Consider the following 13,382-nt stretch of genomic DNA (forward strand, 5'->3'; position numbering starts at 1 on the left):
TCTACTCGATCGTAAAGGTTTTCGTCACGCTGATCATTTTCTTCGGCGGCACGGTCATGAGGCCGGAGGCGTTCTGAGTGGAGACGCTGCCATCGGAGCCGAGCCGGTCAAAGACGGCGTAGCGGGTCTCCCAACCGGGGTTGAAGGCGACGAAGGTCGTCTCCACGGCGTCGCCGCTTTCGTTGAGCTTGGAGAAGCTCGCCATCATCAGGATGGAGCCATCGTCGTCGCTGCCGGAGCTGTTGGTGGCGCGGCCGAGATAGGTCCAGTCCGGGGTGCCGTAGGCGTCCAGCGCGTGCAAGAAGTGCAGGGTGGAGGTCGCGGTGAAGGCGGGCTGGCGGGAGGCTTCGCGCCCGGCTCCGCCGTCGAGCGAGGCCCAGCTCGCCCACAGACGGTCCACGTAGGGGTCGGGGCCGTTGGGGTCGAGCGCGGTCCCGGCTTCGTTCAGCGGTTCGTCACCGGGGTTGTAGGGCACGCCTGAAAGCGCCGAGGTCATGGCCATGCCCAGCCAGTTGCCCGGCTGGTAGAGGGCGGAGTCGCGGGCCTCGCGCCACTCCTCGCGCATCATGGCTCCGGCCCATTTGCGCATGTAGTCGGAGTTGCGCGAGATGCCCAGCGTCCAGGCCGTGGGCGGGTAGGCGAGGATAAACTTCGAGCCCGTCGGGTAGGCGTAGAAGAAGTTGTTCAGCGTCGGGCCGTACTTGCGGTAGAGAGAAATGCCGGGTGAGGCTTCGCCGCCGAAATACGGTTCCGACATGTAGAACGCCTCGTGCGCGCCGTCGTTGTAGCTGGAGTTGGCCGGGTACGAGTTGTTACCTCCGTTATTGGGGATTGTGGAGGAAGCGACCGTCGTCACCGGCACCCAGGAGTAGGTGTTTAGCGTCGGGTTGTCGGAGAGGTTGTAGTTCTTGTCCTGGAAGTACAGGTCGCTGGCGGTCATGCCGGTGGCGAGCATGTACAGGCCCACATCGACGAGCGGTTTGCGGTCTGTGCCCGCGCCCCAGAGGATGGCCGCGCTGTAAGCCTGAAGGCCCTCCCAGGTGGAGTTTTCGTTCTCGTCGCCGAAGCCGAAGTTACCCGTGCCGGAGCTGACCGCCACGCTCCAGGGCGTGTCGGGGTCGCGCAGGCCCGCCGGGCCGGGCGGGATACCGGTCGCCCAGCCGTGGCCGGTCCACTGGTCGAAGAAGGGCAACTTCTGGTAGGTGAACTCGCCGACCTCGTAGATGTCGTTGAGCAGGGCGGAGTTGTCCGGGTCGTAGGCGACGGAGAGGTACCACTGCTCCAGCGCGGTGCCCATCTGGCCTTCGGAGGCCCACAGGTCGGAGGGCTTGGCAGTGAGGGACGCGTCCCAAGTGCGGTCGAAGATCGCGGCCCACCCGGCCACGCCGAGGTAGTAGCCGAAGAAGTAATGCTGGTCGTTCCACTGGTCGGAGACTCCGAAGCCGCTCCAGAGTTTGCCCGGTTTCCACTCGTTGAGCCCGGTCTTGCCCGCGTTGTCGGGCGGGTTCGCGGGCGGGTTGTGAATGGAACTGACCACACCGTAAACCGGGATCGTGGCGGTCGGGTTGATGAGCATGCGGCCCACGTCGGTGTCGTAGAGCGAGAAGTAGTCCATCTTCCAGGTCTGGCTGATCGCGCCTTCCTCCATGTCCTCGGTCGGGTTGTTGTGGTAAACGGGGTCCTGGTGCAGCAGGCTGAGCGTGCGCTGCATCATCTGGACGGAGCTTTGCAACGCGCCGCTTAGCGTAAAGAGCGGGTTGTGCTCGCGGAGGATGGGCAGGTCGCGCTCGTAGGTGTAGGGGGCCTCGGCCTTGAAGATCGTGCTGCCCTCGATGAAGGCCCAGTTACTCGGCGTGACCGAGGGCTGATCCTCCGAGGCGTAGTGCTGCTGGAGGTGGTAGAGGACGTTGACCGACTTGGTCGTGGCCGAGAGCTGATTGCCCAGGCCGTAGCCGTCGGGGGCGCTGCGCCCGCCAAAGGCCCCGCCGAAGGGGCGCAGGGCGTCGGACATCGACGTGGTGTAGTCGCCGATGATGTTGTCGTAAAAAAGCTGCTCGACGTTGATCTGCGTCGGTACGGCGGCGGTGACAAAGCCCTGCCCCTGCGACAACGGGGAAAGCACCTGCCGGTTCTCCACATCGAAGTACTTCAGGTAAAGCCGCCCGGTGGCATCGGAGGTCTCGCCGTCGCTGTCAGGCAGGTAACCGGCCTGTTCCTGCGGGCCGGAGTCGTTGCGGATGAAGGGATTTTCCAGTCCGCCGCTGCCGTCGGCGATGGCATAAATCTCGGCGTAGTAGCCGCGCGGTGGCGAGGCGTCGGTGCTGGTGCCGCCGCGTACCGCGTCGATCAGTTCAAGGACTTCCGGGGCGGAGTAGCCGCTGCCGCCAGTGAGCACGTCGATGGAGGCGAGACTGCCATCCGGGGCGACGTTGACCTGGAAGGTCGCTCCAGCGCCGGTCGAGTTGATCGCCGCTCCGACCGCGCCCGGTGTGACCGGGTAGTTCGAACCGGGGCGGATGACGTCGATGCTGGCGATGGAACCATCCCCGGCAACATTGACGCGTGTGGCCGCGTCGTGACCGCGACCGCCGCGCACCTGAAAGAGCGCCGGACCCCAGAAGCCGGAGCCGTTGTTGCCGTTCTTGAACCCATTGAGCACGAGCTTGCCCGCAGCATTCACGCTCCAGTCAAATTCCGGCATCTCGAAGGTGTCCGTCCCGGTGCCGGGTCCGATGCTGCCGCCGGTGACGACCAGCTCAACCGGCTGGTCATAGACGGCGGTGGAAGCGCCGCCCGCGAGTGTGATGTCCGCGATGGAAGCGCCGGGATAGGCGTAGGCGATACAGGGGGTGACGGCGCTGCCGCCCTCAAACTGGATCTGCTTGCGGGTACTCAGGGCCGAGCTTTGCTCGGGGGCCAGGTCGATCTTCAGCACCTTGCCCTCGGCGAAGTAGGAAATCGTGCAGTTGATGCGGACGTCTTCGTCATTCATGTAATAGGCCCCTGTGGGCTGGACGGTGTACTCGCCGGGGTCTTCGATCAGGATGCCGAAGAGGTTGTTCGTCGGAGCCATCGTCAGCTCAACCTGCGGGGTGGTGCCGCCACCGGAGGGCGGGGGGACTTCGACCCGGATGTTATCGGCGGTGGCGCTGAGGCTGTCATGGACGAGCGGATACAGGCCCGCGTTGTCAAAGCCGCCGATGCTGGTGCGGGTGATGCCGTAAACCTCGCCCGGCTTGACGACCTGGACCTGCGCGCCGGAGCCGTTGCCGATCAGTTCGGCGGAGATGGGCGCATTAAAGTCGTAGCCCGAGCCGCCGCTGATGACCCGTGCCGGGCCGGCGATGACGTTATTGCCCGAGTCGAAGGCCGGCACCACGATAGCCGGATCGACTTTCGGGTTCGACGGCTGGGTGATCTGCACGGTGCTGCGGTAGCCCGAGCCCTTGTCATTCATGAACACGGCCAGCACGCTGCCGTTGCCGTCGGTCTGGATGCGGGCCTGGGCCTGTGTGCCGCCGGGCAGGGTGGGGGCCGAGATGGTGAACTGCGCCTCCGAGGCCAGTGGCGGATTACCCACCGGGTAGCCGCTACCGGGGCTGACCACATCGACCTGGAGGATGCGTCCGGTGTTGGGCTCCAGCAGGACCTTGAACTCCGCGCCCGCGCCTTGGCCGCCGGGGCGAAGGTCGGTCAGGGTGGCGGTGGGCTCGTCGGTCACGCGGGTGTAGCCGTCCACGTCCGAGAGGAGCACGACCTGGATGCCGGTCTGTTCGTAGTTTTCCTCCCACTTGGGCTCGGGCATGGCGGGGAGGAAATTCTGGAACAGGTACTCGGTGGTGAATGAGCCGGTGATGACGGACTTCAGGTTGCCGCGCGGGTGCCAGTAGTCCCACAGGGAGGGGGCGCCGGGTTCGCTCTTGTTGGCGTTGGGCGGGCCGGCCACTGCCGGGAAGTCGATGCCGGTCGTTTTTAAGGGGTTCCAGACGACCTCCTCGTGGCTGGAACTGGTCAGGTCCGGCCCGAGTGTGAAGGGCTGGTAATGGTGCGGGAAGAGCGCCATCACGCTCTTGGAGTCGTCCGCGACCATAGCGGAGGCGGAGGGGTCACCGGCGGCGACGAAGGGGTTCTGGAAAGCGGCGTCGAAGTGTGTGGTGACCTTGTACATGTTGGTCACGGAGTAGCGCACATCAGTGTCGGTGAGGAAGTTGAAGGCGTACTTGCCCATCTGGTCGGCCCAGTCGCGGGCGGCCTGGTCGAGCACGGCTTTGGCGTCTCGGGTAACGCCGGTGTGGTAGTAGCGCATGACGGGCACCTGGCCCACGACGAACCAGTTCTTGCCCGTGCCGTTAAAACCGTCTTCGGCGAACTTTAGGTAAAAGTACGGGTTGCCCTGGGCATCGGTGCCGGAGTTGGCGGCGGTGAGCGGCTCGACCGTGTCCGTACGGTAGAAGACCGCGAAGTAGGTGTGGTTGTCCTGCGCACCGGGCGGATTGAAGCCGCCGGGGAGCTGGTCGTTCGGGTCGGAGGTGGGGTCGGGCAGGTAGCTGAACTGCGGGCCGTTCTCCTGCGTCCACTGGTTCGGGTTGGTTTGGTCGCCGTAGAGCAGGACATAGCTGACGCCGGTCACGCCGGGGACTTCCCACGGTCCGCCTGCAACAGTCCCGGCGTTCGTGCCGGTGGTGTTGTTCATCGAGTCCTGAAGGTTTTGGCGGATGAGGTTGTAGAAAACCATATAACGGTCGGTGTCGGCGGGGGCGGTCTGGTTGGCGTTCAACTCGCACCAGACGAAGGGCGAACCCTGCGCGACGGTCATTTTCAGGTAGTTGCCCCGGCCCTGCTGGTTGAAGTCGCTGCGGCGGTAGCGGTAGTTGTCGTAGGCGGAAATACCGGGGTGCGAGCCTTCCCAGACCAGGTCGGCGTGCCAGTCGCCCATCTTGTCGGTGAGGATGGCAAAGGGCGTCTGCTGCTGAGGCTGGAGCCCGGAATTGAAGACCGGGTAGGGGAAGGGCTGGTAGCTGGGTTCAAGGGCCGTGCCGACGTTGTTCCAGGTCTCCTGGGTGAGTATGTCGGTGGGCGGGACGACGGAGGGCACCAGTACGAGTGTCTCCAGCGGGCGCACCTGCATACGCAGCCACGATTCGCGCCAGTAGTCCGGAAAAGTGTCCCCGCTGCCGTAGTCGATGCGGTCGCCGTACTGGTAGAAAAACGGGTAGTTGGGCGAGAGGTTGACCCCGCGCACGATCTGCTTGTCCTGCCAGAACTTCGTCTCGCCGGGGTAGGCTTTCATCGGCTTGGTCAGGTAGCCGAACTTGCCCGGAGCCCAATTGTAGTTCAGGCGCAGGGGCTGCATATAGAGCGGTTGCTGGTCGATGCGCACGGGCGTCCACGAGCCGTTGTCAATGCCCTGCTCGGGGACGTATTGCCAGACGTAGAAGTCCCACGGGGTCACGCTGTTGTCGCTCGGGTCCTTGTAGGGATAACCGGCGCTGTGGCCGGGCGGGGGCGTGCCGTTGCCCCACAGGAACCAGCCCATCCAGCTCCGGCGTCGGGGTTGGGCGCGCTGCGAGGTGTAATCGCTGAGCAGGTTCTGGGTAAAGGAAACCTGGTCCGCGCCGACGGCCTTCGGGTACTTGCTGTCCTGCGGGGTGTCGTCGGTGGCGCTGACGGGCGGGTTGATCTGGTAAATGTAGGCGTCGGTCAGCGCGGGGATGCCGTTCCAGGCGTCTCCGGCCTGCACGCCGACGAGTACCTTGGCCGCCAGTTCGGGGTTGAAGGGGACATCGAAATTGAGCCGGTAGAAGTACTGCTGGCCCGCCTCCAGCGGAGGTGAAACCGGCTGGCGGTAAATGAGCACTCCGGGGTTTTCCGGGTCGGGCTGGCCGGAGACGGTGATGGGCACATCCACCCACGAATCGCTGGCCAGTGTGCTCGAACGCTCAAGCTGGGTCTGGACCGAGCTGTCGAGGTCGGCGCGTTGGCGGAAAACCACCAACTGTGACGAGCCGCTTTTCTCCATCGCCGGGCCGACGGCGGCGGGCACATCGGCCACCAGCGGATCGGTGCCGAAGACGAACTCCAACGCGTTGATGTAGTGGTCCTGGTCCGGGTTCAGTAGAGGATACTCCTGGCCGGTGGGGAAGGCGTAGCCGGCGGTCCACTCCTCGTAAGTGGTCGCCGAAGCGGATGTGCAAGTCAGAAGCGCGGCACCTGCCAGCGCCATTTTTAGTGGCGTCGTTTTATTCATGCAGAGAGTAAGGAGGGAATCAGAGACCGTGAGGGGCTGAAATATTCCCGGCCCGGCGGGCCGATAATAAAAAAAACGGTCCGTGCTCGGGCCACCTTCTGTCCGGTGGATGAGGGCTGCTGGCTGCGCCTGGCGTTATCCGCCTCGGTATGGGGCGGTATGCAGTTCCTCCTGTCCGGGAACGGTGCGTACGCTACGGCTCGCCCTGGCAGGCTGATTCCGCCATATGAAGACTGACCCAAGGCAAATACCCAATAAACAATGACGCAGTCTTATCAAAGCAATAAGATTTCCTAAGGGATGCCAGTCGCTAAAGTTAGGGGGTTGGCCTTAACTCCCAGTGGGGGTGTCTGTCTGTTAGATGGGAAAGGGGCGGTTGATTGCTTTTCCTCATCGATATTGTGGGTTTCGCCGATGTTTTTGTCCAGATCGTCTACCATGAACGGAAATGATGAGCCGGACTACGGTTCCCCTCAATCCCGACTTATGCATCAGCCTGGGTGCTTCCTGGTCAAAGCGCCCTTGTTGTGATGAGACTAGAACTAGCGACTGATAGAATAGGCAGAACGGGTTGGGCACACGCGACAGGAAATGCGTGGAGAAACTCTTATGATGAGCTTTTTATAGCCAAAGGGTAAGCGGGGCAAAACAGCCCGGGAAGGCATGGTTTATTCAAGGTGAATTGTATTCGAAAAAACATTACAAAAAGAGAATTTCGTGGTATTTGCTTGCGCGTAAAAAAAAGCTGTAGGCTCGTCGGGGACAGACCTGGGAGGACTCTGAATGGTGGTTTTCGGGCGGCGGATTTTTTTTTCAAAGTCGCTTGACAAAGATATTCTCGTGCGTACTTGTTTGCCTTAAAGGGTTCACCAGCACTCAGCGGTGATAAGTTAAATAGCAGTGGTAGGGTCGCCATTGCAGGTAACTATGATTACTTTGTTATGACCCTGTTGAGCCATATATTTAACGCTGCGTGCGGACCACTTCTGGCGGTGCTTGGTGCATCGATTTTTCTGAATGCATGGCGTAATCGGACGCAGGAAAATGTTAATTCGCGGTTCCGTTCGCTGACGCTTGGCTCATTCATCAGCCTGACCTCGTTTGTGGCGGTTGCCTTGTGCACGAAACTGCTTTTGCGGGTCATCAATACTTCGACGGACAGCTCGATCCAGGCCTTTGAGTGGACGCTGATCGTAGTGTCTGTCACGGCCTGGGTGCTTGGGTTTCTCTATTTTCCGCGGTACTTCAAGACCCGACGGGCGGTGCGGAGGCTGATCTTCGCGACGGTGGCGGTCGCCATGATGGCGTTGATCCTACGGGACCATGCGTTGGGCGCGGGAGACGTTTTTCTGATTATTGCCATGGCCGTATGGATTGTGGTGATGATCGGCGCGGAGCGAAAACGCACCCTTGCGCGCGGCGGGGAAACCCGTTCTCTTAATCAATAGGTTGGGGGTTGGCCTTGCTGCGCGGTTACTGGCGTGTCGTCGCCGGACAGGAGGAGTGTGTATGGTTGTAGCTGAATAGGGTAATATATGGGATCATCTATGGTATGGTATCTTGGGGGCATGGCGGCGATTGCGCTTGGGGCGCTCGTCTGGCCGCTGGTCAGCCGCCGCAACGCGGTACTGGCGGGGTGGTTGTCGGCGATCGCGCCGACGGTGATTTTCTGTTGGCTGATCGGGCAGATCGGGAACGTCGTGCGGGAGGATTTCCCGGCCTGCACCCTGCAGTGGGTACCGCAGATGGGGGTGGAGTTCGGCTTGCAGCTCAACGGGCTCGGCCTGCTGCTGGCGATCCTCATCAGCGGGATCGGGGCCTTGATTTTAATTTACGGCGGCGGCTACCTCAAGGGGTCGGCGCAGGCGGGGCCGTTTTTCGGGTTCGTGCAGTTGTTCATGCTGGCGATGCTGGGGCTGGTCGTCTCGGACAATCTGCTGGTGATGTTCGTCTTCTGGGAGCTGACCAGCCTGGCCAGCTACCTGCTGATCGGACTCAACCACTCCAACCCCGCCGCCCGCAAGTCGGCCCTGCGGGCGCTGCTCATCACCGGCGCTGGCGGGCTGGCGCTGCTGGCGGGCATCATCCTGCTGGCGACGGTGGGCGGCTCGTACAGCCTGGCCGAGCTTCAGGATCGCGGTGAGCTGGTCCACGGCAGTCCCTTCTACGTGGCAATACTGGTCCTGGTCGTGCTCGGGGCCTTTACGAAGTCGGCGCAGTTTCCCTTCCATTTCTGGCTGCCCGACGCGATGGCCGCGCCCACTCCGGTGAGCGCCTATCTGCACTCCGCCACTATGGTGAAAGCCGGGATCTTTCTGCTGGCGCAGTTGACGCCCGTGCTCGGAGGCACCGCGCTCTGGCACGATACGTTGACCTTGTTTGGGGCGCTCACGATGCTGCTGGGGGGGGTCTTCGCACTGGCTCAGACGGACCTCAAGCGCCTGCTGGCCTACTCGACCATGAGCGCGCTGGGCACGTTGGTCATGCTGCTGGGGCTGGGGACGGACCTGGCCATCCAGGCGGCGATGGTGTTTCTCGTCGTGCACGCGCTCTACAAGGCCCCGCTTTTCATGATTGCCGGGGTGGTGGACAAGGCCACCGGCACGCGCAACATCACCCTGCTTTCAGGGCTGGGCAAACGCATGCCATTGCTGGCGGTGGCGGCGGCCGGGGCGGCGTTTTCAATGTCTGGCATCCCGCCATTCATCGGCTTCATCGGCAAGGAGTTGCTCTACGAGGCGCAGATGGGCGCGTACAACTTTGCCCTGTTGGTGACGGTGATGGGCTTTGCCGCGAACACAATCAATGTCGCCGTCGCCCTGAAAGTCGGGATCTCGCCCTTCAGCGGCCATGCCGAGCTGCCGAAGTTCAACCCGGCGGCCAAGAAATTCTCGCTCCTGCTCGGGCCGCTCGTGCTGGTGCTGGCCGGGATGATTGTGGGCATCTTCCCCTTTCTGCTGGGAGAGGGCGTTATCAACGCCGCGGTCGGGACCATCGTGCACGGCCCGGTCGATACGAAGCTCAAGCTCTGGCACGGCTTTACGCTGCTGCTGGTGTTGAGTTTCGCCACGGTCGTGGCGGGGATCCTGCTCTATGTCTTCCGGGAGCGTGTGCGGACAGCGGCGGGGGCGATTTTGAAGCGGCTGCCGTTCAACGCTTCGAACGGTTTCGACCTGGGTCTGGCCCGCACCCTGTTGGGCGCGTTGAGGACGACCAGGCTTTTTCAGCACGGGAACCTGCGGCTCTACATTGCGGTGGTGGTCGGGTGCCTTTCGCTATTGGTCGCGGCGGCGCTGGCGAGTAGCTGGACTTGGGCGATTCCGCAGGCCGGGCCGGTGCGTTTCGTCACGCTCGGCGTGGTGGCGCTGATGTTTTTCGGCGCAGTGGCGGCGCTGCGTTCTCGCGGCACGGTTATGGCCGTGCTGGCGATGGGAGGCGTTGGCTTCGGTATCGCGCTGCTCTTTGCGCTCTTCGGCGCACCCGACCTCGCCCTGACGCAGATCCTCGTGGAGACGCTGACGCTGGCACTCTTCGCCTTTGTGTTGCGGCAGTTGCCAGCGGTAAAGGCTTACTCCTCAAAACGCCGCCGTGTCAGCGACGCGGTGATCGCGACCGTGGCCGGGGTGGCAGTGGCGGCGGCGCTGCTGGCGGTGCGCATGGCCCCCTCGGCGCAGGAGGACCGCGTCTCGACCGTGATGGCCGAGAAGAGCTTGACCGAAGCCCACGGCCGCAACGTGGTCAACGTGATCCTGGTCGATTTCCGCGCCTTCGACACGCTGGGCGAAGTCTGCGTGCTGGTCGTCGCGGCCATCGGGGTGGCGGGCCTGCTGCTGGGGGACCGCAAGCAACGCGTCCGGGCCGAGTCCACGGTGGCGACACCGCTGTTTCGGACGGCGATCAAGTGGGTTAGCCCGCTCCTGCTGTTGATGGGGGTGGTTCTGCTGCTGCGCGGACATAATGACCCCGGTGGCGGCTTCATCGGCGGGCTGGTCGCGGCTACTGCGCTCGTGTTGCGTGGCCTGGCCAGTACGCGCCGTCCGCTGCACCCGCAACGCAAGCCCTTGCTGCTGATCGCAGCGGGGATACTGGCCGCGTTTGTCAGTACCTTGCCCTCGATCCTCTCGGACCAGGTCTTTATGAAGGGCGTCTGGGGCGGGTCTATCTGGCTGCCGCTGGCGGGTAAAATTAAGCTCGGCACGCCGTTTCTCTTCGACGTGGGGGTGTTCTTCGCGGTGATCGGGGCGGCCCTGCTGATCCTTTCCCGCCTCATGCGCCGCGAGCGGATCGAAACCACGCAAACTACCTGAGCCCACGAAGCAAGCCATGGAAATTCTTATCATACTATTAACGGGCTTTTTGTTCGGATGCGGCATTTACCTGATGCTTCGCCGGAGCCTCGCGCGTATGCTCATCGGCATCCTTTTTTTGGGGCAAGCGGGCAACCTCGCCATCTTCGTGGCTCCGGGACTGGGGCCGGGCTTTTCGGCCATTATTCCGGAGGGCGAATCCTACCTGCCCGCCGGTTATCCAGATCCGTTGCCGCAGGCGCTGATCCTGACCGCCATCGTGATCGGATTCGGCGTAATCGCCTTCGCTATCGTCCTGCTCAAGCAGGCCCACCTGCGACTCCAGGTCGATGACCTCGACCGCATGACCCACACGGATTCCTGACCTGCGCAAGATGACAACATTTCCTCTCTATCTTTGTCCATTGATCCCGCTCGGGGCGGCCCTGCTGCAAGTGCTCTTGCAGGGGCGCGGGCGGGCGCAGGGCATTGTCGGCGTCGTCGCGACGGGACTGCTCATGATCTGTGGAATCGCCCTGGTCGGCTACGTGAAAGCCAACGGTACGGTCGTGCTCGATGTGGGCGGCTGGACGGCTCCGGTCGGGGTGCGCCTGCAGGCGGACATGCTCTCAGCGCTGATGGTGGCGATCACCGGGGTGATCGGTTTTTGCGGGGCGCTGCACAGCCTGCCCGAGGCGGCGGCCAGCGAAGTGCGGCGCGGCTACCATGTGGTTTATCAGTTCCTGCTCTTCGGGGTGTGCGGGTCGTTCCTGACCAACGACTTGTTCAACCTCTACGTGTGGTTCGAGGTGATGCTGCTGTCGTCCTTTGTCCTGCTTTCGATGGGCCGGAAAAAGGACCAGCTCGAAGGTGCGGTCAAGTACGTCGTGCTCAACATCGTGGCCTCGATGGTCTTCCTGATCGGGGCGGGTCTGGTCTATGCCACGCTGGGGACGCTGAACTTTTCCGACATCGCGCACCGCGTGGCCGAAGGGCAGGGCGGGGCGGCGGGCATTCGTCTGGCAGCCGTGTTTCTGCTGCTGGCCTTTAGTGTAAAGGCCGGGCTCTTCCCGCTCTACGCCTGGCTGCCGTCCTCCTATCACACGCCGAACCACACCGTCTCGGCGGTTTTCGCCGGGCTGCTGACCAAGGTTGGCGTGTACGCGCTGATCCGGACCTTCGGGGCGGCCTTTGCGGTGGAGGATGGTTTTGTCCTGCCCGTGCTCTGGGTCGTTTCCCTGCTGACCATGGTGACGGGCGTGCTCGGCGCGGCCAGCCAGTTCCATATCCGCAAAATCCTTTCCTTCCACATCATCAGCCAGATCGGGTACATGACCTTCGGGCTGGCGCTGGGGACGGCGGGCGCGATTGCCGCGGCCATCTTTTACGTCATCCACCACATCCTGGTAAAAACGAACCTCTTTTTCGCGGCCTCGGCCATCGACCGCATCGGGGGCGGGGAGGATTTGAAAAAAACGGGCGGCCTCTACTCGAAGGCTCCGTGGCTGGCGGCGCTGTTCCTGATCCCGGCGCTCTCGCTCGGGGGGATTCCGCCCTTCTCGGGCTTTTGGGCGAAGCTGGCTCTGCTGCGCGAGATCCTCGGGGTGGACGCCTGGGTGGCGGCTACGATTGCACTGGTGGTGGGGATTTTTACCCTCTTTTCCATGACCAAGATCTGGGCCGAAGCCTTCTGGAAAGACCGTCCCGAAGACGCCGCGCCGGTGCGACGCATCCATGCCGGGCACGTCGTGCCAATGGTACTGCTGGCTGCCGGGACGGTTGTCCTGAGCGTTTACCCGACTTATCTTTTTGAACTGGCGCAGATTGCGGCTCATGATCTGCTGACACCACCCGCGCGATGAAACCTGCACCCTGGAAAACTCTCCTTCTGGTCGCGGCGCACCTGCCGCGGTTCCTGCCGTACTATGTGCGCGAAATGACGCTCTCGAATCTCCGCATCGCGCGGGATGCCTTTCGCCCGCGCCCGCGTTTCAAGCCCGGCTTTGTCACGATCAGCCTGGCCGGATACGGGCCTTTCCAGCGCTGGGCGGCGGCTTGTCTGATCTCGATGACACCGGGCACGCTCTCGGTGGATCTGCCGGACGCGTCCAACGCTCTGCGCGTGCACGCGCTTTACCTGACCGACGCCGAGGCCGTGAAGACCGACCTGTACCGCCTGCTCAAAAAAGCGCTCGGCGAGCCCAAGAAGGAGGAAGCGGTATGATCCCGTCTATTGTAATCACGCTCTTCGACATCCTGCTGGTGGTGGCCATCGTGCTGTGTCTGATCCGCATGATCAAGGGGCCGGGCGCGGCGGACCGGATGGTGGCCATCGACCTGCTGGGGCTCCTGATCGCCGTCCTGATGATCGCGCATGTCATCCGCAGCGGCGACGAGACGGTGCTCGATGTGGTGCTGGTGTTCTCGGTTATCGCCTTTTTTGGGACCGTGGCGCTGGCCCACTACCTCCAGCGCGAATCCTCGAACCCTTCGGACAAATCATGATCACCGTCATCGCATCGTTTTGCTTGCTGGTAGGGGGCTTTTTCTCCCTCGTGGCCGCGCTGGGCCTGTACCGCTTTCCGGATTTTTACTCGCGCATTCACGCCGCCACCAAGGCGAGCACCTTCGGGTTGGGGTTCTCGGCGCTGGCGGTGGCGTTGGCGCTGGGGACATTCTCGGCCTGGCTGAAAATGCTCGCCGCCGTGTTGTTTATTTTCGTTACACTGCCCATCGCCGCGCACCTGCTTTCGCGCTCTGTCCTGACCCGTGAAAAGCCCCGTGACGGCTTGGACGAGGGCTGAAGAGGTCAGGATACTTACCGCCCGATCTTGACCGCGGAAGCTGGG

General features: G+C 63.0%; 8 protein-coding genes. 7 read left to right on the plus strand and 1 reads right to left on the minus strand.

Annotated features, from left to right (window positions below; translation table 11 throughout):
• Position 1: 1 nt before the first annotated feature.
• Positions 2–6,247 carry a hypothetical protein gene (locus tag H5P28_RS13390; RefSeq protein ID WP_185676211.1) on the minus strand — a complete coding sequence of 2,082 codons (6,246 nt, stop codon included), beginning with the start codon at positions 6,245–6,247 and terminating at the stop codon, positions 2–4.
• Positions 6,248–7,188: 941 nt separating this feature from the next.
• Between H5P28_RS13390 and H5P28_RS13395 the strand changes: the two genes are divergently transcribed.
• From H5P28_RS13395 to mnhG, 7 genes are all read left to right on the plus strand, one after another.
• Positions 7,189–7,695 (plus strand): hypothetical protein, encoded by a 507-nt coding sequence (locus H5P28_RS13395; RefSeq protein WP_185676212.1) that lies wholly within the window; start codon positions 7,189–7,191, stop codon positions 7,693–7,695.
• Between the two features lie 99 nt (positions 7,696–7,794).
• Positions 7,795–10,554, plus strand: a complete 2,760-nt coding sequence (gene mbhE, locus H5P28_RS13400; protein ID WP_185676213.1) for a hydrogen gas-evolving membrane-bound hydrogenase subunit E — start codon at positions 7,795–7,797, stop codon at positions 10,552–10,554.
• 16 nt (positions 10,555–10,570) lie between these two features.
• Positions 10,571–10,918: an NADH-quinone oxidoreductase subunit K gene (locus tag H5P28_RS13405; RefSeq protein WP_185676214.1), complete on the plus strand. Its 348-nt coding sequence runs from the start codon at positions 10,571–10,573 to the stop codon at positions 10,916–10,918.
• 10 nt (positions 10,919–10,928) lie between these two features.
• Positions 10,929–12,395 (plus strand): proton-conducting transporter transmembrane domain-containing protein, encoded by a 1,467-nt coding sequence (locus tag H5P28_RS13410; protein WP_185676215.1) that lies wholly within the window; start codon positions 10,929–10,931, stop codon positions 12,393–12,395.
• Positions 12,392–12,757: a Na+/H+ antiporter subunit E gene (locus tag H5P28_RS13415; protein WP_185676216.1), complete on the plus strand. Its 366-nt coding sequence runs from the start codon at positions 12,392–12,394 to the stop codon at positions 12,755–12,757. The genes H5P28_RS13410 and H5P28_RS13415 overlap by 4 nt, the downstream gene beginning before the upstream one ends.
• Positions 12,754–13,038, plus strand: coding sequence for an MrpF/PhaF family protein (locus H5P28_RS13420; protein ID WP_185676217.1), 285 nt, complete (start codon positions 12,754–12,756; stop codon positions 13,036–13,038). The genes H5P28_RS13415 and H5P28_RS13420 overlap by 4 nt, the downstream gene beginning before the upstream one ends.
• Entirely contained in the window at positions 13,035–13,337 is a 303-nt protein-coding gene (mnhG, locus tag H5P28_RS13425; RefSeq protein WP_185676218.1) for a monovalent cation/H(+) antiporter subunit G, read from the plus strand. Before H5P28_RS13420 ends, mnhG begins: the two co-directional genes overlap by 4 nt.
• Positions 13,338–13,382 lie beyond the last annotated feature (45 nt).

It is taken from the genome of Ruficoccus amylovorans, from assembly GCF_014230085.1.
GTDB classification, from domain to species: Bacteria; Verrucomicrobiota; Verrucomicrobiia; order Opitutales; family Cerasicoccaceae; genus Ruficoccus; species Ruficoccus amylovorans.